Origin of the sequence: Adlercreutzia murintestinalis, assembly GCF_943192905.1 — a bacterium.
GTDB classification, from domain to species: domain Bacteria; phylum Actinomycetota; class Coriobacteriia; order Coriobacteriales; family Eggerthellaceae; genus Adlercreutzia_A; species Adlercreutzia_A murintestinalis.
This window is the reverse complement of the sequence record NZ_CALPCC010000001.1, coordinates 123,840-149,582: the sequence shown is the minus strand read 5'-3', so window position 1 is coordinate 149,582 and position 25,743 is coordinate 123,840. Positions and strand designations below refer to the sequence as shown.

The 25,743-nt window shown below is 54.9% G+C and carries 13 protein-coding genes; 11 read left to right on the top strand and 2 right to left on the bottom strand.

What is annotated here, in order from left to right; genetic code table 11:
* The coding region (locus NFR19_RS00510; protein WP_432762708.1) for a transposase-like zinc-binding domain-containing protein at window positions 1-299 on the bottom strand (299 nt) is incomplete at its 3' end.
* A gap of 543 nt (window positions 300-842) precedes the next feature.
* Between NFR19_RS00510 and NFR19_RS00505 the strand changes: the two genes are divergently transcribed.
* From NFR19_RS00505 to NFR19_RS00490, 4 genes are all read left to right on the top strand, one after another.
* Entirely contained in the window at window positions 843-1,679 is an 837-nt protein-coding gene (locus tag NFR19_RS00505; protein ID WP_251211815.1) for a hypothetical protein, read from the top strand.
* Window positions 1,680-1,740: 61 nt separating this feature from the next.
* Window positions 1,741-2,124, top strand: a complete 384-nt coding sequence (locus tag NFR19_RS00500; RefSeq protein ID WP_251211814.1) for a hypothetical protein — start codon at window positions 1,741-1,743, stop codon at window positions 2,122-2,124.
* Between the two features lie 127 nt (window positions 2,125-2,251).
* Window positions 2,252-15,859, top strand: coding sequence for an InlB B-repeat-containing protein (locus NFR19_RS00495; RefSeq protein ID WP_251211813.1), 13,608 nt, complete (start codon window positions 2,252-2,254; stop codon window positions 15,857-15,859).
* Between the two features lie 18 nt (window positions 15,860-15,877).
* A complete protein-coding gene (locus NFR19_RS00490; protein WP_251211812.1) occupies window positions 15,878-16,381 on the top strand; it encodes a hypothetical protein in 504 nt (167 codons plus the stop codon).
* A 12-nt stretch (window positions 16,382-16,393) separates the two neighbouring features.
* Here the strand turns inward: NFR19_RS00490 and NFR19_RS00485 are convergent, their stop codons facing one another.
* On the bottom strand, window positions 16,394-16,555 hold the full coding sequence (locus tag NFR19_RS00485; protein WP_251211811.1) for a hypothetical protein: 162 nt from the start codon (window positions 16,553-16,555) through the stop codon (window positions 16,394-16,396).
* Between NFR19_RS00485 and NFR19_RS00480 the strand changes: the two genes are divergently transcribed.
* The 7 genes from NFR19_RS00480 (at window position 16,554) to NFR19_RS00450 (ending at window position 25,651) form a co-directional block, all read left to right on the top strand.
* Window positions 16,554-18,005, top strand: a complete 1,452-nt coding sequence (locus NFR19_RS00480; RefSeq protein ID WP_251211810.1) for a DUF6273 domain-containing protein — start codon at window positions 16,554-16,556, stop codon at window positions 18,003-18,005. The two genes, NFR19_RS00485 and NFR19_RS00480, sit on opposite strands and share 2 nt — an antisense overlap.
* Before the next feature lie 308 nt (window positions 18,006-18,313).
* The gene (locus tag NFR19_RS00475) at window positions 18,314-20,938 is read left to right on the top strand and encodes a hypothetical protein (RefSeq protein WP_251211809.1); all 2,625 of its coding nucleotides are present in this window, start codon (window positions 18,314-18,316) and stop codon (window positions 20,936-20,938) included.
* 50 nt (window positions 20,939-20,988) lie between these two features.
* Complete coding sequence (locus NFR19_RS00470; protein WP_251211808.1) at window positions 20,989-21,534, top strand: hypothetical protein; 546 nt, start codon at window positions 20,989-20,991, stop codon at window positions 21,532-21,534.
* A gap of 873 nt (window positions 21,535-22,407) precedes the next feature.
* On the top strand, window positions 22,408-23,127 hold the full coding sequence (locus NFR19_RS00465) for a hypothetical protein (RefSeq protein WP_251211807.1): 720 nt from the start codon (window positions 22,408-22,410) through the stop codon (window positions 23,125-23,127).
* 152 nt (window positions 23,128-23,279) lie between these two features.
* A complete protein-coding gene (locus NFR19_RS00460) occupies window positions 23,280-24,056 on the top strand; it encodes a hypothetical protein (protein WP_251211806.1) in 777 nt (258 codons plus the stop codon).
* Between the two features lie 360 nt (window positions 24,057-24,416).
* Window positions 24,417-25,004 carry a hypothetical protein gene (locus NFR19_RS00455; RefSeq protein WP_251211805.1) on the top strand — a complete coding sequence of 196 codons (588 nt, stop codon included), beginning with the start codon at window positions 24,417-24,419 and terminating at the stop codon, window positions 25,002-25,004.
* A gap of 62 nt (window positions 25,005-25,066) precedes the next feature.
* Window positions 25,067-25,651 (top strand): hypothetical protein, encoded by a 585-nt coding sequence (locus tag NFR19_RS00450; protein ID WP_251211804.1) that lies wholly within the window; start codon window positions 25,067-25,069, stop codon window positions 25,649-25,651.
* Window positions 25,652-25,743 lie beyond the last annotated feature (92 nt).

The window sequence follows — 25,743 nt, the reverse complement described above, 5'->3', positions numbered from 1 at the left end:
ATCCAGATGCCATCCAAGAAGATGACATCACAGATCTCCCCGGTGTAGGGAGCAATGGGCCATATCTCCCAGAACTCTCTCGTCGCTCTCTTGAACGTAGAGCGCGAGCATCCCATGTCGGACTGAGTCTGCTTGGAGAGAAGCCAGCGCAGGAACATATCAAGGCGCTTGGCCCGTGAGTCTATCCTCCTCACGGAAGATGACCCGCACTTGCCACATCGCCACCTCTGCTTGCCTGATGAGGTGGTCCCGTTCTTGCGCATGGCGCGCCCACACAGATCGCATCTTGGATTATTCACGCGGATTTCCTGTCTCAAGGCAACTTCTCTTGCGAAAAAGCTTGCCTGAGCAGGTGTGTCAATGCTTAATGGAGCACACTTTTTGAGCCAGTGAAAAGTTGGTGCGACACAACTTGAAGCATCGATCTATCAGTTCTGACCTCGCGATTGTTCATCAAAAAGAGCACACTTTTTGAGCCTTAACCCTATATTCCTTTACGGCTTCGAGTACGAACCCGGCTACGGTGGCAATCGCAGCTAAGGCCATCAGGATTTCATAGAGCAAATGTAGACTCATAGGCTATCACCTCCTTTCATTCAAGGAGGCGCCGCCCGCACACGGACTTTTGCTGGCGTTGTCATTCTAGCAAAGAAGAGCACCAAGGCTTCTGGTGTGGAACTTCTATAGATGTAGGTTACAGAACGATTGCAATTTGTCGCCAATATAGGTATAAACGAATCACGTTTTGAGACAACGTCGTACATAGCAACCGAATATCAACGTTGCGTTTCTGAGAGACGCCAGCAAGGCGTGAACGCAACAGAGCAAAAGGCGAGTTCACCATGCTCAGATATCGTTGTTGTGCACGCAAGTTCATAGGCGCTCTGGCCGCTCTTTCACTGGTGGCCGCCATGATCCCCTTATACGCATATGCCACCAGCGCAGATGGCGCGGTAGACCTGCCGTTGGACTCCAGCGGTTCCACCGTCAACGTTACCGAGCAGCCAGCACCCGACCAGGGCGATCCTTCGGAGGGAGGCGCTGACGGCGACGATGCCGATCAAGATGCTGATCAGGACGTAGATCAAGAAGCCCCTGAAAACATCGCTGCCCCCTCTGATAGCGTGCTCGAAGCGGCTGCGGAATCGGCAGTGAACGTCACCATTCCGCTTAACGTGCAACTGACAACAGCCGAGGGCAACTCCACCCTCAAGCTCAGCCAGGATCTTCCAGCAGCCCTTGAGGGGCACAGCAGCTTCCAGAACAACTCCAAGAGCACCGTCTACATCAGCAATATCACGTGCTCAACCAATAGCATCAACACCGTGTTCACCGGCGCACCAACGCTCGCCATGAGCGAGACTGCCGTGCAGACCGATAACGCTCAAGCAGCCGACGCTGCCGACGCGACCAGCGAAGGCGCGCAAGCCGAGCCAGCTGCTGCCGCTGTTCCCATCCAATGGACCAGCGAAGGCAACGGCACTGGCAGCATCTTCGCTGACGATGCGGCGCAACCCGCCTATCGGTTCAAGATGGAATCGGGCCAGCTGGTCGGCATTGGCTGGCAGCTCGGGCTGGAAGGGTCGTCCTTCAATGTGGAGCAGCTCGTGCAAGCAGGCCTGGACACCTCCCAGCAGATGATCACGCTCACGTGGACATTCGCGAAGCTGAAAAGCTAAGGCGAACACCACGAAGGCACCACCAAGCATGTATCCCGCAGATGAGTGAAGGCGAACTATTATGCGAGAAGCGATGAACATAGCGAAGTCAAAGGCGAGCCAGACGATCAGAATCCTGCTCGCCGTCGTGCTTGTTATGACCATGAGCCCGGCTGTGCCAGCTTCGGCTGCCGAAAGCAGTGGCTCCACCACGCCCATGAAGTCAGATGGAACGCTCTTTACATCTGCCGACATCCACTCGGAAGAAGTGGTGCTCTCTGATGTGATGGAGGACACACAGCGGACCGCTATGGCGCAGTCCAGCATCACGCAACAGACCGTGCAGCTGTCTACAGAGGCAGCGGAAGCCGAGACTGCCGATGCGAGCGAGACTACCGCTCAGGCCTCCCAGGTGTCCCAGATTGTGGACATAGACGATAAAGAGGTTTTATCCGCTGCCAGATGAAGGTGATCTGACCTCGAACATCACTCGTCTCAGCGCACCCATCTACGCTGCGCAGAATGCTTCTGGCAACGCTGACGACGCTGCCAAAGATGCAGATGCAAGTACAGATACTGCTTCTGCTGCTAATGTGCCCATAACCTCTGGCACCACCCTTGGCATCACGGTAGAAGCAGACGAGGAATACACTATCTCTTACGACCTAAATGTGCCCGAAGGCGAAGAGGTCCAGCCCAACCCCACCGAATATGCTCCCAAGACCGTGCGCTTCGGGGAGGATACGCCGCTGCCCGACGGGGATGAGCCAACGCTTGAAGGCTACACCTTCCTCGGCTGGACCGACATGGCAGAAGGCGGCAAGACCTACGGCAGTGCCCAGGCTGACTGGGACGTATGGGGCTCATCCGAGAAGTGGGACCGCCTCGAAGGTGCAACCTTGTATGCGCAGTGGGGCAGCAGCAGCGCGAATACAAGAGCTACCGTGACCAGGAATGCCTACTTCTACGCTAATGACCCATTTACGGACGGCATCCAGGAGCTTGGCAAGACCGAGGTCCGCTTCGTGGAGAAGAATGGTAAGTACTATCTGGACTGGGTGAATAAGATCTTCACCCCTCCCGCTTATGTCGGGCACAAGTTCAAGGGCTTCCTCAGTAGCTGTGGCGAGGGTGGTGCCAAAGTCCAGGTGACAGATGCTGACAATAACTTCAGTCCATCGAAGGATATCGCATGCAGCATCGGCGGAAGCGACAATTTCATAATCATAATCGCTGAGTACGAAGTTACCGGTACTTGGATCACGTTTAACTCCAACGGTGGTAATGCATACACCGTAGAGCGCAAGATGGCAGAGTTCGGTGAGGCTACCCCGTCAGCTCCTATGGCTCCCTCTCACGGCAGCGGGCTGAAGTTCATGGGATGGTACGATGCTGCCGTTGGTGGCACGCAGTATCTAAACGACAGTGGAGCTTCTGTCAAGAAATGGGACAAGACCACAAACTCATGCACTCTATATGCACATTGGGCAACCAAGGTCACGTTCAACTCCAATGGCGGCAACTCGTTCTCTTATACCGCCTATGCAGTGCTCGGAGAAAATACACCCGCACCCCCTTCAAAACCCACGAAGTCAGGATCCTACTTTGCTGGCTGGTTCGACCAAAGCGCTGCCGGCAAGGGCAATCAGTATATAGACGACAATAACCAGGCGGTAAAGAAATGGGACAGGATAGAGCAGAATACCACTCTCTATGCGCACTGGGGAACGCAGATAACGTATGATCCGAACGGAGGCGCCCTATCGGGTAGTAACACCAGAGTCGTTGAGATGGGGTTGGACACCCCGAACTCTCCATCCGGCAGTCCCAGAAGGTCAGGCTACTTCTTCAACGGATGGTACGACTCTAAATACGGAGGAAATCAATACGTTGACGGTGACGGTAAATCGACTCGGAAATGGGATAAGTCTTACTCTACTTTTACGCTATATGCCCAGTGGGCTAATATTAAGTACGATGTAAATGGGCCAGAAGGTTACTCATACCAGCCAAAGCTCTCTGGAGTTTCTGGAGTTGACCCGGGTTATTATCCTACACCTGCGCCTGATGGCTACGGATCAGGTCCATCCTATGGCTCGCTGACGCTGCTGGGATGGTATGATGCTCGAGCCGGAGGCAATAAATATCTCAACGCCGATGGATCCTCTGTTAGGGAATGGGATAAAACGGAAGCAACAACACTGTATGCCCAATGGTCAGGACAGACCATCGTCTATAACGAGAACGGAGTGAAGAGCCGTTCCTATGGGAGTAAGACTGTTTCTGTGGGAAGCCCTACCCCTAAGCCTGACGGGGGCAATCCTGTTGCGAACGGCTTTACCTTTGCTGGATGGTACGACCACCCCACGGACGGAAGGCGATATCTGGACGAGAATGGGAATTCCGTGAGGAGCTGGGATAAGAACGTGCCCTTAACGACCCTCTATGCGCACTGGACCAGGAACGCTGGCACGACAGTGGATGTGAAGTTCAAGACAGACGGTGCTGACGCGGATCTGAACTTCAAATTCAAAGAGGATACCTCGTCAGCTTGGGATTCTAGGACCTACACCGAGTACAACTACCGCGGATACGTACCAGAATCCGGCAAGACCGTTGCGCTGAAGCCCGGCGGAGACCATTTGCTCATATACAACTACACCGCAATGAGCGATGTCCAAGATGCTACCCATATCTATAGTAGTTCTCATGCATGCTACGTCGACTATTCGATGGAGTGGGAGCCGATGTCTCAGATCGACGCTATGGTGAAGAACAGGGCTATCACATCGCTGGAGTTCACCTTGCATGAGACGTTCACCCGACCCTATAAGGGAAAGGTTCCCAATATAGCGGTATGGCCATATAGAAAACATGACGGCGGCGATATGCCCTTAGATGCACAATTCAGGGTTTACCATCCTGTAACAGGAGAGACCATATTCGATGAGATGCGGAAGTGGTATACCACTGGTGGAAGCGAAGCAGACTTCGCCATATATATTGACCCAGCGACCAATACGGTTAGTAACAAGGCTCCTCTCCCTCCGAAGATCCTAACTTCTTCCAATGGCGATACGTTCACATTTCGTGGGTATGGACTCCCGCATCTTTTTGCCGATGGGTGGTATTTCGTCACAGATAGTGACGGAACTATTACGCATACCGGTCGCCGAGGGGATAATGCGAACTTCGAAGGTTATTACAATGAGGGATATATTACATACAACGTCAACCTGCCCGGGCTGAACGATACCAAGGCTCAGTCCTACTTTTCCCTTGGCCTTGCAAGTAGGAAATCCAATTACCTTCCGCTGGATCAGAATATGGGCCTAGACGACAATAGCAACTATTGGTCCATCATGGCGCAAGCATGTAGCGATGCCGGAGTGAAGAACAGTATGGTCGAAGGCTGGTATACGGCCAAAGAAGGCGGTCACAAGATACTGGATGGGAGCGGCAGGCAGGTAGAAGGGGACTATCGATTTATGGGCACAGACCCTGCCTACCCCAGCATAGTACTCTATGCCCATTGGACGGATGGATACTACAACATCAACTACAAGGCTGATGGAAAGGGCGTGACTGAGGACAAGGTGGTCCCGATATCTATAGGAGATTCCTTCCTAACCGCTAATGTTGTATTAGATAAGTCTTCCTACACATACCAGGACCAAAACGTCATTGCTTGGTATGACAAGAATCCCTACTCCAACACAGATGCCTACTTCATTGGTTTGCCAGGAGCCACTGTGCCCTTGACCTCGTGTTCAAGCGAGCTCTGGGCTCTGTATGGCTCAAAGGATACCTACACGCTCATATTCGACGTGAACTATGGTAACATCGCTTCTACGAGAGAGAATGTCAAGCGCGGTAGCGACTACTCGCTACAAACCGATCCTACGCGAGCAGGCTACGAGTTCCTAGGCTGGAAGGCTGATGGCATAGATACGCTTTACAAAAACGGTAACAGCATCTCATCCTCGACAATAGAGGTGCTGTCCGAACTCGGCAATAAGGCTGTGCTGTTAAAGGCCCAATGGCAAGCAGGTCAATCTGCCTATAAAGTGGAATATTACAAGAAGGACCGTAACAAGAACGAGTACGTTTTGCTGGATACAGTGAGCAAGACAGGAACGACAGACACCACGGCAACCGCTGAGAAAAAAGCCATCATCGGATACAGCATAAACGCCTTTGCGGCCGGCTATAAGGAATCGGGCAATATTGATGGCGATGGCTCTCTTGTGCTCAAGCTCTACTACGACCCAGTCAGCTACACGGTGAATTATAACGGCAACGGCAATACAGCGGGTAGCGCTCCTGCCTCTGTGTCGCTTGCTTACGACTCTTCACATACGTTAGCCAATGAGGGCACGCTTAAAAAGAACGGTTACGGCTTCGCTGGTTGGCAGATTTCAGGTGGCACTAAGGTATATGCAGCAGGTGAGACCATCAGTGCCGAGGAGATGAATCAGCTTTCTTCGAACGGTACGAAATCGGTCACATTTAATGCGGTTTGGCGTGGCATCTATACGGTCACATTTGACAAACAAACGGGTACGGGCGGCACAGATAAGGTTCAAGCCACTGAGGGATCTGCTATGCCGGAAATCACGAAACCGTCGCGTAAAGGCTATGTTTTCCGGGGGTACTATGACCGGATACGAAATCCAGGCGCCTCGTCATTCGAGGGCACTAAGTACTACGACGAGGACGGCAGCTCTGCTCATGTGTGGGATAAGACCTCCGATGCAACTCTTTATGCTTACTGGGTTCCACAAAGCTTTGGCCTCGCCCTCGTATGGTGGGAGGGATATGTGAGTTACGGCGGCTTCGACTATGAAGAAGACATGGAGTCGGTGACGGCGCCTACCCGTGCCGGATATGACTTTCAAGGCTATTTCACCAAGGAGAACGGTGAGGGCACCAAATACTACAACGCAAATGGCACTCCTACAAAAGAGAAGTGGGATATATGCTACGAGGACGATGACTATACATACGGTGACTGGCCTCTAATTACTTTGTATGCTTATTGGACTCCCAGTCGCTATACCGTCACCTTCAACGACATGATCGACGAGCTTGCGAACCCGACAGCGGCAGCGTCGCCTCCCTATTCGACGCGCACGACCTATACCGCCACGATGACCTATAACAGCGTGTGCGCATCCGCGTCGGGTGTGGCTCCTAAGACCATAGGCTATTCCCTCATAGGCTGGTTTGACGGCAAAGACAATAACGCTACCCAATACCTTGATGCGAAGGGCAGACCCTACAACAACAAGGTATGGGATAAGACTGAGAACACCACGCTCTATGCTCATTGGCAAAAGGACACCTACACCTACACCTTCGATGCCCAAGGTGGCACGATAGGCGGTCAGCCAACCTATAGTGACAGTGAAGCCTATTCTTCTGATTGGGGTGCTCAGAAGTTCAATCGCATCATGCCCACAAGCGATCCTGTGCGCGAAGGCTATGACTTCCTTGGTTGGTATGATGCGCGCTATGGCGGGGCCAAGGTCGATAGCTCGACTTCGCTGTTCCCTGACTGGGCGCAGAACAAGACCTTCTATGCGCACTGGCAATCAACCGCAGATCCTGACAAGGGTTTGGGCACCCAGGTGACATCCAAGCTCTATGCCAAAACGACGGCATCCTTCTACTTGAACGATGCAGCTTCAGGGGATGGCACTTTGTTCGGGACCGCAACGCAGACCGCAGGACGTGCCAGTGCTTGCCCCTCTGACTACAAAGCCCCCACGAGCATTGGCCTTACCTTTGGCGGGTGGTATGACACCCAGATCGCAGAGAGCGCCCCGATTCCTGCAGGGGCTACCAAATACATCAATGCCGATGGCACCTCCGCGCACAACTGGGATAAGGTTGATGACACGAAGCTGTATGCCTATTGGATAGGCATACAGGTAACGATCACCTTCGATGCGCAAGAACACGGAGACTTTCAGAACAGCTCTGCGGGAAGCCTCACGATGGGATACCACACTGGCGATACCTTCACCCAAGAACAGATCCCGGCTATCAACCCGAAGGCAGGTTATGATTTTGACGGATGGTATACCCAGGCTATCGGTGGCATGAAGGTCACGACATCTACGCTCGTCCCGCCCCAAAACACCACCTACTACGCCCACTACACGACAACGGGCGACCCGGATGCTGAAGGTGCTAAGAATACAAGTGTGACCTCTAAGTTGTTCATGCAGTCCACGGTCAGCTTTGATGCGAACTTCCCCAACGTCGGAGGTGATACCACCATAAACGGCAAGGCGACGGGCGGCTCGTATGCCTCAGTGATTGCTACCTATGGCAAGACCATCCCCAAGCCCTCGGACTACACCTCAGCTCCCACCAAGGCCGGATGGACGTTTAAGGGCTGGTATGGGTCAGCATCAGGTGGCACCAAGTATCTCGCCGCCGATGGCACAGCCACCGATGCTGGTGGTGTTGCGCTCAGCGCCTTTGATGTGACCGATTCGGTAACCAAGCTCACTCCTGATGCCTTCACGCTCTACGCTCAGTGGGAGCCAGCAGACATCACGCTTACCTGGGATCTGGGCGGCGGCAACGTTGATGGCGCGACAGATGTGCTCACCACCCAAACAACGTTCGCCACAGGTGTAAGCGCCACCTCTGCCAACAAGGTCGCCATGCCGGGATCCGTACCTGTCAAGCAAGGTGCGGTTTTTGTGGGGTGGTACACCGATAAGAACAAATCGGATGCCACGCGCATCACGTCAGCGAGCGCTTGCCCGGCTGTGGATACCACCTACTATGCGCAGTGGGCCTATGAGGTCACACTCGATGGCAATGGCGCCACCACAACGCCTACACCAGATAAGATCTATTACTGGGCAAACCATGGATACATCACCATTGAAGAGGAAGAGGATGAGAAAGACCCCAAGTCGGAGGGTTTCTATCTTGCCATCAGCGAGAATCCGATAAGCGAGGCGGTAAAACCCTATGCGGGGCGCACCTTCACGCTTGATGAGGTCAAACAGCACTCACGCGCGCTTGGATCAGGCGTTGCTGGACCGGGAAGCGATATCTATGAGCTCTATTACGCCCTTGTCACCTCGCGCGCACCGGAAGCAGACTACGACTGCCGTGTTCAGATGCGGGGCTTGCGCATCATAGGCTTCAACCAAGATATGGCTGCGGAGAATCATGGGAACTATAGGATGGGGGACACTGTCGGGCTCACCTTCCAGTTCATTGATTGCCCAACCACCGGCGTCATGAACCACTCGTGGGACAGCCCCAATGCTGGAGGCTGGGGAGGCCCTGAAAATGAGTTGAGGAATCGTGTGAACGACGATTCCTTTATATGGGAGACGATGCCGAGCCTAGTCGACAGCATCATCGCGGTGAATAAATTCTACGGGGCAGACCAATCCTCTTCCAACAACATGGAACTCTTCTCATCACGCGACAGGCTCTTTGTCCCCAGCGTAAGAGAAGTGCTTGGAGACAGCGAGATATATAGACTCTTCTCAGATCATATTGAGAGTTGGCTAGGCAGCGAAGGCGTCTACAACTTTAATGGCAGTATCTCCGGGCCGACGTACCAGTACCTCTTCTACGCCAATAAGGGTGTCGGCAAAGAAGACGAGGTCAATCTATGGTATGTGAAGAATGCCTCGGGTCTGCCGGATTGGTCTGGTTCAAGGGTGGAATCCATACCCGAAAGTGACGGTTTGCCAAATGAAGTGCAGTACTTGGGGGATAGGTATTGGCTGCGGACATGTTGGCCTGGCAGTCAGACCGAGTACACCATCATCAATGAGCAGGGACATGTGAGCTCTGAGGAAGCCAAAGGCTTGCTTACTAGTAGCAATCCCGGCGTAAACCTGTGTTTTGCTCTGGGTGATGCGGGATGCAATGCGCTTACAAGCGGAGACCTTGACGAGCCGGTCTCAGATGGCGGCATCGATGAGGCATCTATCCACCTGCTCAAGCCAAACGATGTGATAGCAAGCGTCGAGCGTACCGGATACACCCTGACAAGCTTCACGCGCAAGGACACCTCCACGGTATGCCTCACATCCCCGACCTATGATGCCACCACCAAACTCTGGTCTGCGAAGCTTGCCTCAAGCGCACCTTCGGGTGTTGAGGCAGCGCAGACCTGGGTTGCGAACTGGACGAGAAATGCCGTGCCCAAGGTGACCTTGAACGCCAATGGCGGCACGCAAGCCGCAGATACCACCAAAGAGATATACCAGTGGACCGGAAAAGGCTGGTATGCGACAAGCGATCCGAAAGATGACACAGAAACGCTTGATGCGATCGTAGCACCTACCCGCACAGGCTATACGTTCATGGGGTATGCAGAGACCTCAACGGATACGAGCGCTGCCTACTTCACGAAGACGGTGGATGGCACACCGCAAGCAGATCTCACCTCCTTCCCTGATAACCGTGCCTTTAGCGGAGCTAAGACGCTCTATGCGGTCTGGCAGGCAGATGTCTATCAGCCAACTACCTTCTTTGACCACCTAGAAGAGTACTTCGGAACGCCAGATAACGACTACACGGGCACCAAAGGGTCAGTGTCTGGCTATACGGCAGGCACTTATCCGGCAACCGAGATGACCTTCGATGCTGCAACAGTGACGCCTGTTGGATATGCAGCACCTCAAAAGACGGGCTGGACGCTTCTTGGTTGGTATGACGAGTCAGGTACCGCAAGCACTGTCTATGACGATGCCTACAACAAAGCGCACAAGTACCTCAATGCTGACGGCACATCTGCCAAGGTATGGGATAAGACCGCCAACTCCACCTCGCTTCATGCGGTCTGGGTCGCAAAGACCGCTAAGGTCTCATACGATGATGCCTTCCCGCAAGACCCAACAGGAAACGCTCATCCAGCGAACAATGCAGATGCGACCCTGACCTACGACAGTGCAGTCCCTGTGCCAAAGACGATGCCCACACGCGATGGGTATACGCTGCTTGGCTGGTATGACGAGGCGCAAACATCATCTACGGATCACACCGATGCATACGACGTGTCTCACCGCTATATATCATCTGATGGGACAGATGCAAAGATATGGGATAAGGACACCACAGAGGCACAAAAGCTCTATGCGCACTGGCAGGTCAATACCTATACGGTGAGCATCGACAAGAACTTCCCGGACAACAACGGCGGCACCACCGATGGTGATCTGCCAGAGGCAGTTGACATCACCTACGGGCAAGCCTCTACCATCGCGCATACGAGCGCGCCTGCGGCCGTAGGCTTTGAGCTCCAAGGGTATTTTGACTCACCAACGCTTGGGCAGGGTACCAAATACGCTGATGCGACCGGTGCGAGCGTGAAGCTGTGGGACAAGCATGTGCTTGCCACCGATGAGACTGGCAAAGAGATCCCCCATACCCTCTATGCTCAGTGGAAGGCAAAGACCTACACCGTCAAATACGACGCGCAAGGTGGTCTGAATGCATCGGGTGCGCCTGCAACGTATGCTGACAAGACTGCCACCTATGCAGCAGCTGCTCCTATCCCTGATAGTTATGCAGCACCTGTGCGGCCTGGCTTTACCCTTGTTGGCTGGTATGCGAACAAGATCGCCGACAACGCCGACGATACGACATCGAAGAAATACCTTGAGGCCGATGGCACGCCGACAGAGGGTCAGCTTTGGGATATCGATGGGGATGCGACGCTGTATGCGGTGTGGTCTGGCAACACCATCACACTCACCTTCGATGCGCAAGGCGGTGCCTTCGATACCACCTCATCTGGTATCTACACAAAGCGCTTCGCATCAGGTGCTCCCATAGGGCAGGACAACATCCCTGTTATCACGCGTGAGGGCTACACGTTTGTCGGGTGGTACAGCGCACCCTTTGGCGGGGGTACGCTCGTTGATGCGGCAACGCCGCTTCCAAGCGAGGACACGACCTATTACGCGCACTGGACATCGAATGATCCAGAGAACCCTGATGATCCCAAATACGACCCGGATGATCCCGCATACGATAAGGATGCGGCTCAAGGCCTTGCCCAGACCAAGGTGACCTCGAAGCTGTTCATGCAAACGACCATCACATACGATCCTAACTGGGAAGGGTCTTTTGGCAGTGGCACCGGCAACAACGCCACCTTCGCTGATGCGATCGCAACCTATGGCAGGTCAGTTCCTGATCTTGCGGGCAAGACCGCACCTTCTAAGGATGGCAACATCTTCCTTGGCTGGTATGACGGCAAAGGCGCAGATGCCACCCAATACTTGGATGCAGCGGGAGAACCTGCGACCTATACCGATAAGAATGGTGCCGAGCGCACCCGTATATGGGATAAGCTTGATTCAAGCAGCCTTGCTCCTGACGCTTTTACCCTTTATGGGCGCTGGAGCGCAGAGGGGTGTAAGGTCACCTTTGATGCAAAAGGCGGCATGCCTCAAAGCTATGAGGCGAATGCGACCTTCGGAGACAGAACTCCAACGCCTGCAGATTACGGGACGGGTCCCACTCGTGCCGGATTTACGCTCATTGGCTGGTACGACGAGGAGGCGGCGGACTCAGCTGAACATACTGCCGAGTATGACAGCGCACACAAATATGCCAATGCTGATGGCACGAGCGCCAAGATGTGGGACAAGCCAAGCGATGCGACGCTGTATGCTCATTGGACAGGAGACAACATCCAGATCACCTGGAAGGGCCAAGGCGGCACGTTCGCAGATACCGCTGATGCTGACAAGATGACACAGACCCGCTACGCAGCAGGCGCTACCCTCGATGGTGTCATACCCTCTATCACGCGTGATGACTACACGTTCGTCGGCTGGTTCACAAAAGCCCTTGGAGGAGATGAGATCACAAAGACAAGTGCTCTTCCCACAGCATCTGGAGCTGTCTATTGGGCACACTGGGAGCGCTCATATGACGGCAGCTCGGATGCGAACGGGGCAAGCCTTGTGCAGGCGCGCGTGCATATGAAGACCGAGCTTTCCTTCGATGCCAACTTCGATGCTGCACCAGGAGCGGGCGCTGAGACATCCGATGATAACTACGGCAGCGTCACTGCCTACTATATGGATGCGGTGCCCTCCATCGCAGACAAAGTGCAGCCTGCCAAGGAGGGATATACCTTCCTCGGCTGGTATGACGGCAAAGAAGATGGCGCTACCTGCTATCTCGATGCGACAGGTGCGCCTGCCACCTACACCGATGGCACCGAGACGAAAACGCGTGTGTGGGAGCACACTGATGCCGCAACTAAGCTCGTGCCGGTAACACACACCCTCTATGCGCATTGGAAGGCAAATGACTACAGCCTCAAATACGATGCGAACAGAGGCACTCCAGAAGAGGATGATCTGGGGACAAAGACGGTGACCTATGGGGCTGCTACCCCTGCTCCTGATGCGTTGCCAACGCGCATAAACTTCGCCCTCGAGGGCTTCTACGATGTTCCTATGGACGAAAACGATACGCGCACAGATGATCCTTCCTGGGTATCTGAGCATCGCTACCTTGCCTCTGATGGCACCTCTGATAAGGCGTGGGACAAGCATGCTTATCCCACAGATGAGCAGGGACACGAGCTACCCTTCACGCTCTATGCGCACTGGGCAGGTAACGTGGTCAACATCACGTGGAACGCATGCGGAGGCGAGGTCAAGGGAGCAGACTCGTTTACCGAGCACTATCAAAGCGGTGCGACGATCGGGGCTGAGAAAGTACCTGTTGTCTACAGGCTCGGCTACACCTTCGCAGGCTGGTACACCGATGCTATAGGCGGAGTCTCTGTGGGAGCAGATACGCTGCTTCCCACGCGTGATACCACCTACTATGCGCACTGGATCTCCATCGATCCAGATGATCCAAAGTATGACCCAGAGGATCCGGCATATGACCCGGATGACCCCAACAATGATCCGGCTAATGAGGGCGCGGTGGCTGCAGGCACCAAACAGACCGATGTGACAAGCAAGATGTTCATGCAAACGACCATTGCCTTAAACGACAACGTGCCTGAAGGGGAGGTGGCAACGAGCGCAAGCAACCTTGAGGGCGACTATGCGATCGCGTGGGGTGCACCGATCACAGAAGCGCTCGGTGGCGCTGGGCGCACCTATACCGCACCTGCCATCGATGGCTGGGTGCTTGAGGGCTGGGGAGCCTACGAGAGTGACGACGGTGCGCTCGTGAAGTACTTCGAGGCTGATGGCACCCCTGTGGCAGATGCCCTTTGGAAGGCAGCCCTCGGAGAAGATGGCCTTGCTTCAGAGACCACCGAACTGTTTGCTATCTGGCAAGGTGGGAATACGACGATCACCCTTGTTCCCATGGGTGGCACCTTTGCCGATAATGACTGGAGCGCCCTTGAAAGCGGGGCTATTCAGAAGACCCTGCCGTTTAAGAGCGGATTCGATTTGGGTGCACCTAAGGTATATCGCACAGGCTATGCCTTTGCAGGCTGGTTCACTGATGCCTTAGGCGGGGTTGAGGTGACAGAGATGCCCAAACACGATGCCACCTACTACGCTCATTGGACGACGATCGACCCGGATGATCCCAAATACGATCCGGATGACCCCAAATACGATCCGGATGACCCCAACAACGATCTGACCGATCCAGAGGTAGCCTCTGGCATTAAACAGACTGATGTGACATCCAAGATGCATATGCTTATCGGCAAGGTGACTTTTAACGACAACTTCCCAGAAGATGCCAATGCGACAATACCGAGCGACATCGATGAGCTTGTTGATGTGGTGTATGGATCGACCTTGAAGGATCTCACTGGCGCTATGATCGCACCTGAGGCCGCATCAGGTGAGGTGAGCTATCAGCTGGAGGGCTGGTTCGATGCCTTGACAGGCGGCACCAAGTACTTCGAGGGTGACGGCAAGCCTGTGACAGAGACTGTGACTGCCGAGGACGGCACGCAGACAACACGCACGAAGACCTGGGGTATCCTAGATGCGCAAACTGGCATAGCACCCGATGAAACGGTGCTCTATGCGCGCTGGAGCGCTGAGGTGGTGCTGCATGCCACCGATGCTACCGGAGACATGAAAGAAGATCAGCTGATCCGAGCAGATGTGGGAGGATCGCTGCATACGAGCTTGCCTGATGGCAGTGCCATTCAGATACCAGAGCGTGCAAACTATACGTTTGCGGGCTGGGGGCTAGAAGGCGCGATGGCTTCGGATGCCTACCTTTCCTGGGATGGTCAGACCCTAAGCGCAACTGACAAGGTATGGAATCCCTCTGACGGACATGATTTCTATCCGATCTGGGTAGCCGATGGTGTCTCCTTTGCCTTCGATCAAGGCACCCGTCCCGATGGGACGGCCTGGGCAGAAGGTGATGTCGTCACGATGCCAACGGACATGCGCGTCAATATCAATGAGGCCTTAGATGAGTTCACAGCCGAGGCCACAGACGCATCAGGCAGCCCACGCTATCGGGTCACCTATTGGTATCTCAAAGATGACGTGAATAACCAGCAAGATCCGGGCAGCGCTGATGGGCAAGGAGTGTATAGCTTCGTGGATGCTGATGCCGATGGGAAAAATGATCTTTCTGTCAAGGAGGTCTTGAAAGCGGCAGGCTATGATGTCGATGGCACATCTGGCATCCCGCTTCCGCCAAAGGACGAAGCTGGATATCGCCACATCACACTCGTTGCTCACTGGGATGTGTTAGCCCTTCGGGTAGGTGTGCCCACAGCGGTTGCCTTCTGGGCGCAGTCGACCGGTAGCACGCGCCAAGTGCTCACTCCAGATGCAGGAACTGAGGCTGGCCAGTATCGCATCGTGAACTATGGTGATGAGGCCCGCATCACCCAAATATCAGGCGTTATCAATAGCGATGCGTTCACGCGCGTGTTCCCAGGCAAGACAGATGGCCTTGGCGTGAGCGTGGGTGTACCTGATGCGACAAGTTATAGTGTGCTTTCTGGCAGTACCGGACAGGCAAACGACACTGCATCCGATACAAGCCTCACGCTGCCGCAAGCACCGAGTGCAACGGAGAGCTCCGCTTTGCCCTTGAAGCTTTCTATGACGCTTCCGGTAGATGTGCCGCTCGCACACCTGCCAACTGACGCCGATGAGGCGCTTGGCACGACAGATGCCAACACCAAGTTTATGCGGATCGTCTACACCATCAAGCTCGCGCGCGATGTGGTGGGCGGATAGAAAAGGGGCATTTAAGCTATGCCGTTTTTGCGAGGTGCGGCCTATCGATACGAGGCCGAACAGATGATATACGGGACGCGCGCTCCACGCCGGATGGATAAGAAGGCGTGCGAGTGCGCACAGCCCGTGCAAGATAGTGTGGACATGTGCGTGATCGAAGGGCGCAGTCGTATCACGCAGGCTCGCATGCAGGGGTTTCCGCCAGGATATGGCAACTGCGGTCTTGATCTGTTCTGCAAGATCGCACCTCTGCTTTGCGGGATAGCGCTTGCGGTAGGTACTGTGACCTACCTGATCCACATCGCACAAACTGTCTTGACAAGTCTTCCCCTTGTCCAAACGTCAAGTGCACTTGAGAGTGTGAGTGCACCCTTAGAGCTCTCCGCGACGCTTCCGGCAGATGTGCCCTTGGGAGATCTGCCAACAGATGCCAAAAAGACACCTGACACAACAAACGCCAACACCGTCTCCACCCAGATCGTCCATACCGCCAAGTCAGCTAAGGATGTGACCCATGATTAGCAAAAGAAACGATCAGAGGGCAGAAGCGACATTGCCCATCACCGCCAAGACCACGATACCGACGCTTTTTGCAAGAGGAACAAAAGCAGCATCTATCGCTCTAAGAGCAAAGGCGATCATCTGCTCATGCATGGCCGTAGCACTTGCGATATCCCTTGCACCTTCAGCAGCCATGGCAACACAGCCTGTAGATACAGCTGCATCTGCGGATGGGCGTGCGATGCCCGATATCCCAACGATCAACGTCACGGTGCCGACAAGCTTCATCCTGGGAGGCGATGCGGGGATCGACATCCAGCAGCTTGGAGAGGTGCAAGCAAGCGCCGAGTTCGTGAATAACTCCAACATCGGCGTGCGCATCAAAGAGGCAACGTGTGATGCTGCGGGTCTCAATAACTACTTCGAGGTAGGGGAGGGAAACACTGCCAAGCTTTCCCTTGTCGGCAAGGAGATGTCTTGGGTGCCCAATGTGGAAGGTACACAAAGCATCTACTCTGAGAGTTCTGAGGATCTGCGTGAGGGGATCGTGTTCGGCATCGGTGATCATGTGAGCACTTCAATGACCCTCAACATGAAAGATATGGGTCTGAAAGATGCCGTGATAGAGGCGACCAAAGAGCGCACCGAGCTGCGCAACCTTATGAAGATCAGCTGGACCTTCGAGCGAGCACTGTCCGATTTCTACCTGAAGATTGCCGATGAGCCCCAAAGCGCAGCGCTCGCGCCATGGGCAGGTACGACATACACCCTCGCGCAAGTGCGCGTCGACTCGAAGGCGCTGGGCTCAGGCGCCGCGGCTGAAGGCAGCGACACCTACAACCGCTATCATGCTTTGGTTACGTCCATGGCACCCGAGGGCGACTACGAGTGCGCTGTCAGGTATGACGGGCAATGGTGGCCCGTGCGCATCATAGGCCTCAACCAAGATTATGCCGCGGAATCGTTCGGATTCGGCAGCTGGGCGTATCGGGAAGGCGATCGCGTAGGGCTCACGTTCCAGTTCCGCGACCTGATCGGGAGCTCGCCTCTGGCGGCGAGTGGGAGTTCTAGCGAAGGTGGCTGGGGTGGCGAGAATGCGCAGGACATGCGCAGCCTTCTGAACACGGTAACCAATGACGTCGATGATGCGAACGACACCTATCTAGAGAAGATGCAGATCAAAGATAGCATCGTGCCGGTGGTGAAGTTCTTCAGTTCCACCCGAACCGGCTCCGGCTCCATCACGTTGATCGCTGACAAGATGTTCCTCGCGAGCTATTTCGAGCTGTCAGGCGATAGGGATTATTACAGCAATTTTTCTTGGATCGCGAAGGAGGGCTCCGGGGGAGGACATGATGAGCAATACCTGTTCTATCAGAACAAGGGTATATCGGGGGCAGAATCTGCCAACTACGCCAACGAGGTATGGCTGAAGAAGAGCGTAGGACCGGACTGGGATGTGTCGAGGGTTGAGGCCTCTCCACCCTCAGAAGGCGACGTGGCTTTGCCAACTGGTACGGATTGGTGGACGCGTTCCGTTGCTCCAGGCTATTCATCTTGTTTCTTGAGAGTCGGCAACGATGGATTCTACCAGCGCTATCAAGTTTGGAGATTTATGGGTGTATGCCCATGCTTCTGCCTATGAGTTGCTTCCGACGTTTTGGCATGCTGTTGCTTCGTCATGTTGTTCCGGCATGCCATTGCCTCGGCATGCCGCTTCTGAACTTTCTATGAATCCCGAATACGCGCCCGCGCATCTTATAAAATGAGATGCGTTTGAGACAACGCCGTACATAGCAACCGAATGGTCATGCGCTTTGAGACTTGCCGCTCAGGCAAGAGCGCAGCACAGAGAAGGTTGCCCTCATGTTTGAGCGAATCCACGCGCTCTGCTGCATCCGCAGGAACAACAATGATGCAGAATGCCACCTTGCGCCTCGTCCGAAGGCGGTCTTGCAAGGCGTTCTTGCGCTGGCATTAGCAGCGGGGATGCTGGTGCCGCTGACTTCATGTCAAAAGCCCGAACCACTTGCGGATACGGGCGCGAATGAGGTCACCGGCAACGTTCGCTGGGCCGATTTCGATGATGGCTGCGATACGTTGTCGCTGGATGCTCCGTATTTGAATTCGCATGCTGATGAATTGCAGTTCGATCTTATCTGCGATGAGGGTCGGTTCGCATCCACGGTGTCGGGGGAGGCCCTTTCGCTCGGGGGCGCTCTTGCATCGTGGCAGGTGGTCACAGCGAATCGCATCGATGAGACAACGCTCAGGGTGACCCTTGAGCGAAACCCTGATGCGCATAACAATGGGGCTACGCTTGGATACGTACGTCTTGCCGCATCGTCTGTGCGGGACGTGCTCGCACCGTCGGAGGTGATCTCGACCGATGATATTCCCCAAGAGAGCCGGAGGGAATACACATCCGACGAGATAAACAGCATGAAAGATGTGCAATGGCCTGATGATGCAACGCACGTCAATGAGGACATAGGTGACGACGAGCTTGAAACAGCTGAGGCCTTGATGAATGGGGTGTATGAAGGTCAAACCGCCGAGCCGAATGCAGGTACCCAACAGCAAGAGCGGAATGTGGGGACGCTGCCACCAAGCGCGGACGCGCAAGGGAAAACCATGCCGCCTGCGGTATCTGCGCAAGCATCGAACGGCACACCCGGGGCGGAATCCGCGCAAGCATCGAACGACACCTCCGATACAGAAGATGTTCACGAGGTGGCGGTCGTATACGCGCATCCCGCTCTCACGCTTGATACTGAACGGTCGAAGGTGGAAGGCGGCACGTTCAAGGCGGTGTTGGTGGCGTTTGATCTGACGCTGCCCGCATCGCTATCGGCCCAAGATCTCTCTTTGGAAAACGCCGATGGTTGCTCGATCGAAGATGTTCGCTCCGTGAACGCAAGCGAGATGGAGCTGACCATCCACCTTCCCAGCGAAGGGATGCAAGCTCTTTCGGATGCGCAGGTGACGCTTGCGGGTGACGCTCATGAATTCGGGACCGATGTGGTGTGCTCGCTTGAGATTCCCGACCCTTGGTTGGCTTTGTCACCAGGGTATCAGCAAGAGGAAACGGGCGAAGTGGTGTTCGAGGCTGATCTCAAGAATTCCACTGCCGAGATAACGCCCGATGATGTGGTGGTGCAGGTGGACGGCCAGAGCACTCCCGATTGGGAGCTCAGAAGCAACGCGGACGGCACGTATGATATAGCTCTTCAAAGCGATGCTGTGCCCGAAGATGGCATCGTCACGGTTGATGTAGCTGAGGTGCCAGATGCGGTGGGCCAAGCTGTTGATGTGGAACCAACGGTTGTGGTGTGCTCGGGCGGGAACGCGCGTATACCGATCATAGATGATCTTATCGATTCCACCGGTTCGTATTTCTTGAATAAGATCGTCGATATCGGGTGGCAGTCATATTATGAGTACATCATCGGTATGCATGACACCACGATGAGCGACCTCATGGACGAGCTTGGGCACTTGCAGGAGCAGATATCGGATCTCTCAGCACAGATCAGCATGCTGTCAAACGACGTATTGGTAGGTCAGAACCGCATCACTATCGACAATGCGAATCAGTTGGCGGCCCGCATCAAGACGGAAGAGCTTCAACTCTCAGATAAGGTGCAGGAGATCCTTGCTCAAGACGATCCGGTCAAGCGTCAGCAGATGACTCAAGAGTTCGCGAAACAGGAAAAAACGCTCATCGACAATCTTGCCACGGATATGGGTGTGCTGTTCTACCTCATCACGAATGCTGATTCGTCAACGGGGCACGACCTTGTGCTCGTGTATGACGACCTGATGTCCCAATCCTACAATTGGGGAAGCCAAACGTATGCGCAACGTCAGAATTTCCGCAGCAAGCTGGCGTCCATCTGGGCCAATGGGTACACGATGGTCACCATTGCCTATGGTGTGACGGGCAACAAGAACTACCTGGACGAGCTTGATAAGCAAAGCGAAACGGTCAAGAAGATCATCAACGAGGCGCGCGCGATCGATCCTTCCTGCTACATCTCCGATGATGGGCTGCGCCACTACTGCAACACCACGGGCAAATGGTATACCTCGCTCATCGGCAGCGATACGGCCGACAAATGGGACAAGGGCTTCCAGTCGGTCACGAACAAGTGGACGAAGCCGACCGTCCACGCCTCCTCTCCGTTCAGGGCATATACCTATAGGGGCTATTCTGGCGGCGCAGATACTGCATGGGATGGCTGCTACCTCAACACGACCGAGGCGAAGATGCTGACGAGCAAGCTGCACGATGGGCAAACGCTCAAGGCCGAACTCGAAGAGGCCGGGTTCTCTACGGCGAAGTATCTGGTGACGTCTGATCGGTTCGACCGGACAGATAAGGTCGTCTACGTGAACAATGATTGGTATATGGACACGTTCGAAATTGCTGCATGCACGAAGGCAGGGGATGGGTTCACGCACGATAAGAAGCACTACGACGGGTCTTATCGCTATGCGCTCGTCAAGTACATCAAGCATATCAATTGGTATACCGACTGCGGCGACCTATTCGTGCTCGTTCAGTCCGATTCTTAGAACGCTTGTTGGGCCGCAGTTCAGCTATGCGAGACAGAGAGGACGCAGGCATGGCGCGAAAGCATGCCGAACGCGAAAAGGGGTCGAAGGGCACGGGACACGGATGCGCCATTAATGTCGCTCTGCTCTGTTTCCTGGTTGCTATTGCTGCCATGTCAGGGGTTTTCTTGGCCACTCAGGCCCTTGGCCCACAAGCTGGACGCGATAAAGACGCGCAGGCAGGTGCGCTGCCCAAAGACTATCAGGATCGCGCGGCCGCACGGCTGCGATCCACGATGGGTACCATAACCGTGAAAGCGAGCATTGCGGCGCGAGTTCAGATGGAGAACGGCACTGCCCCGGCGGTGCTCTTGATCCAAAACGATGCGGATTGGCGTTACCCTATACGCGTGAGCATTCTGCTCAACCAGAACGCTCAGACGCTCTATACCAGCGGCATCATTGATCCGGGCACGTGCCTTGTTCAGGCATCTCTTGATGTCCCGCTTGAACCTGGCGACCATGCGTGCACAGCTACGATCTCGGCGTTGGATCCCGAGACGGGCCATGTGGTGGCTCAGATGGCGGGTCCTCTTATGATCCACGTCGCAGAATGATGCGATGCGCATGGGCGTAGAGTGTAACAGTGAGACTGAAAGTGCGATCGAAAGCGCACAATGATGCATCGCCACAATACCCATGTTGCATCTGCCAAGCAGCGCGAGGCGCTTCGGTTGCACAATCCGCGCATGGTGATAGCAGCTGGATGTTCCTAGTTTTATTTATTTGACTTGAATGGTTTTCTAAAAGAATCTAAACCGACATCGCCGGATTCATCGATGAATATTCCCAGGTCAGCCAAGGTAAATGCTCCTTGATACAGAAATGGCGGGGAATATCCCCGCCACGGGTAGGACCAGGGCCTCTGTGGCCAGTCCCAGTGAATGGCATTATACAGGGTAGAACTGGATGCGGCAATGTGGGGTTATGGTGATGTCGTCGGCGAATATAACGATTTGGTTGCAAATAAATCGCCCATTTAGTATAAATGAAACACGTTTTGAGACAACGTCGCAAATAGCAACTGAATAGCCGCACCGTGTTATGAGACTCGCCCATCAGGCGTGAACACGGCAGAGCCAAGGGGTATTCCTCTATGCTCAGGTACAGTTGCCGTGGAATGTTGTCATATGCAGCCAGCGCTCGGTCGTTCGGTCTTCTGTATACACGCATCCTTTCTTATCTTGTAACTGCGTTACGTCGCGCCATATCAGCGTGCAGCGCTTTTGCAGCTTGCATCCCAGCAACTGAATATGTGGCTTCGGCGCGGTGCGCTTGTGTGTCCGCGCGTTATATCTGCACGTTCGCATCTCTTTCATATGCACGCACATGCCGTGCGTTCGGCAGCGCTTGCGCTGCTCTTATTAGGAGTGTTCGCAGGGTAGGGGCCCTGGGAATTGCCATATAGGGACAGCGGGATAGGAGACGAAATGACAGACCTGCCGAATAACATGTCAACATCGAACATGCCCTCGAACGGCGCGGGCGGACCAGTACCAGCACCGAGCGTGGGTGCGGGTGCGGTGCCTGGTGCAACACTGGGTGTCGGCGCACCTGCGCCGCTGAACGCCCCGGCGGGCGCAGGGGCAACGGCTGCAGCCGCCGCTTCGGCGCGCGTTGAGGAAGAGCGCAAGAAGAAGCGCAAGCGTCGCATTCTTATCATCGTGCTCTTGTTGCTGCTGCTGGCCGGTGCGGGCGTGGGCGCATTCTTCGCGCTGAACCAGCCCGAGAACCTCTATGATGACGGCACGCTCGAAGGCATCGCGCCCAACAAGACGCAGGCCGAGATACAGGCCGAGCTCAACCGCGTGGTGGATGAGAGCATGTTCGACATCTCCATTGCCAGCGTCATCGAATCTACCGATGGCAGAACCGGCAAAGCATACATAGAGAACGTGCCGGGCAATCACTACGATCTGAAAGTCTCTCTCGTCCCGGAGAACCAGGATGATCCCATCTTCGAATCGAAGCTGGTGGCTCCTGGCAATTACTTCGAGGACATCACCTTTGCCTACCCCCTTGACGACGGCATACATCAGGCTGTCGCTCATTTCACGGCTTTCGACCGAGAAAGCCATGAAGAGATCGGAGCTGTTGATGCTCAGGTCGTCATCTCTGTAGGGGAGTCAACCGAAGGAGGTGATGAATAAAGGGTATGCATCGTGTTCCATTCCGAGCGCATGGGTTAGATGCGCTGCGGAAGCCGCTCTCTATCGGCCCAAGATAGGAAGCGGCCATGTAGGAAGCAGCGCAAGCTGCGTTTGGATGAACGATAAAGGGAAAAAGACGAAAGGAACAACAAATGAAGAAGAGCTCTTTGAAGAAGACACTGTTGACCTCTACGATGGCCTTCGCGCTGGCCGTGGGTACCGCTGTGCCCGCGTTCGCCGCTCCGCTGGATAACGGCGATCAGGGTTCGATCATCGGCGACCAGGCAACGGCAGACAACCTGGAGAACCAGTACACCGACCAGGAGTATGTGCCTGCTGATGGTCAGACCTCCATCACCGGTGCTAAGACCGAGGTGGGCGTGTTTAGCCGCTTGGGTCAGATCAAGGTTTCCGTGCCCACGAAGGTGGCTCTGGCTCTGACCGCTGCTGGCGGCCCGATCTCTGGTCCGGATCCTCGTACGACCGCATCCACGACCGATCAGGTTGCAGACGATACGACCCCTGCCGTGCTGCGTTCGGGCAGCGGCTATGGCATCGAGAACCTGGGCGGCATGCCGGTCAAGGTGTCCAAGGTCGATGCTGCTGTGGATGCCAAGTTCGGTCTGCTCACTTCCGCTGCAACCAGCAGCACTGCTGCCCCGACTGGCAAGACCGCTGGTCTGGCTCTGAGCCTGACTCCGGTGGCCAATACAGCTGAGGGTACGTCTGGCGCTGCCATCACTAACCTGAAGGCTACCCAGAACGTTACGTGGACGATCGGCCGCGCGACCGAGCAGGGCGAGACGGTCACTCCCACCGTCATGGGTATCACCATCGGGGGCACCAACTCCCAGCTTGCTGGCAGCATCGGTTCTGAGGCCGTGGAAGCCACCAAGGCTTTGGACATCACCTACACCATCGGTGTGTAAGCAGTACGTGTAACAAGGGTCTTGTTGCCGGGTTTCGGGCACCCGGCAACAGGCCGTTTGCTGGCAACACACCCCAGACCGTGTTGTCAGCAAACGGCTTTGAAACAGATCCAAAAGCCCTTCTAGGAGAACCAAGACAGAGCGAGGATGAACATGGCTCGAATCATATTAAGAGGTATTCGTGTATGCGCATGCGCCCTGTCGCTAGCATGCGCTCTGTGCGCAGCGCCTTCTGTGGCGTTTGCTACTGCGGTGGGAGATGATACGGTGCATGAGCCACAGAGCGGTGCGAGCGATGTTTCAGCCGGAAGCAATGTGGCTATGTATGCCAGCGCGTCCCAGCTAAGGGTATCAGTACCCGTGCGCGTTGCGCTTGCGCTCACATGGGATGGGGGCGAATTCTCAGGTCCCGACCCGCGTACGCAGGCATCGGTGGCTGGAAGCTCTGCCAGTGCCGATGGTCCATCCCGATCGGGGTCAGGCTATGGCATAGAGAATTTCTCTGATTTCAAGGTGCGCGTGAAGAGCATCCATACAACGTCCCAGATACCCGACCCCGAGCACCCCGGCCAGACGAAACCAAGCGGTTTCGGCTTCAAGGACTACCAATGGGTGGGTGGGCAGCCGACTTTCGATCAGAATACCGACGAGGGATACATCAGTCAGTTGTTCGTTCGCCTCTTTGCTGATAACAGCACTACTCCTATAGGGCCTTTAGGTGTAACGGATGACGGGATCACCGAGCCTGATATGGACATCATGCATAGATATCCCCTCACCATAGATGCTGCCCAGCGAACGAACGACGGGAGCATCCAGCCCGGGGTCATGGGCATCACTATCGAAGGCTTCAATTCCCGGGTGACCGCGCCCATACCGGCCGAAGCGGTGAAGGCTTTGCATGCATTCGACATCACCTACACCATCATACCGGCGGAAACCAACTAGCGGGAACGTAACGTTCAAAGACACAGAGAGCGCTTGGACGCAGTTACGGCAAAGGATACGCATTGAATACACCGATGAATGAACAGATGAACGCGAATATGGGCGCCGCCGCGCGTGCGAAGCTGGAGGCCCAGCAACGATCAAAGAAGCGTCGTCGCATCGTTACCATCATCGTTGCGCTCATTGCGATCATCATAGCGGCGCTGCTGAGCTTGTATATGTGCACCGATATCGATATGCCGGGGCGCATGCGTAGCGGCGATGCGGAATTCGGCCAGCTTGATGGTAAGACCGAGGCCGAGATACAAGCCGAGCTCAACCGCGTGGTAGATGAGAGCATGTTCGACATCTCCATTGCGCATACGATGATATTCCCTGATGGAGAGAGCGAAGGGGAAGTGCGCATAGAGAACGTGCCAGGTAATCGGTATCTGCTTGATTGCGTGATCACCGAAGATGAAACGGGAGACGTGCTCTACGAATCGGGAGTATTGGAGCCTAACCACCACATAACCAGCGCGAAGCTTCTGAAGGACCTTGATCCGGGCACGTATCAGGCAACAGCGCTCTTCCATGCGCTCGACCCCGACACAGAAGAAGAGGTCGGCGCCGTGAATGCGCAAGTGACCATCATGGTCGAAGGCTAGGACTGCGAAAGCGAGTTTTGATATGAAGGATACAAAACGCCATATTGATGCAACTCCAAGGCATTCACACCCTGGAGTTGCATACTCTCTGC

Coding starts and splice junctions, on each gene's coding strand:
- NFR19_RS00480 (WP_251211810.1), top strand. CDS start 16,554: ATGGCAACACAGCCTGTAGATACAGCTGCATCTGCGGATGGGCGTGCG.
- NFR19_RS00490 (WP_251211812.1), top strand. CDS start 15,878: ATGCCGTTTTTGCGAGGTGCGGCCTATCGATACGAGGCCGAACAGATG.
- NFR19_RS00465 (WP_251211807.1), top strand. CDS start 22,408: ATGACAGACCTGCCGAATAACATGTCAACATCGAACATGCCCTCGAAC.
- NFR19_RS00505 (WP_251211815.1), top strand. CDS start 843: ATGCTCAGATATCGTTGTTGTGCACGCAAGTTCATAGGCGCTCTGGCC.
- NFR19_RS00460 (WP_251211806.1), top strand. CDS start 23,280: ATGAAGAAGAGCTCTTTGAAGAAGACACTGTTGACCTCTACGATGGCC.
- NFR19_RS00470 (WP_251211808.1), top strand. CDS start 20,989: ATGGCGCGAAAGCATGCCGAACGCGAAAAGGGGTCGAAGGGCACGGGA.
- NFR19_RS00485 (WP_251211811.1), bottom strand. CDS start 16,555: ATGGCTGCTGAAGGTGCAAGGGATATCGCAAGTGCTACGGCCATGCAT.
- NFR19_RS00500 (WP_251211814.1), top strand. CDS start 1,741: ATGCGAGAAGCGATGAACATAGCGAAGTCAAAGGCGAGCCAGACGATC.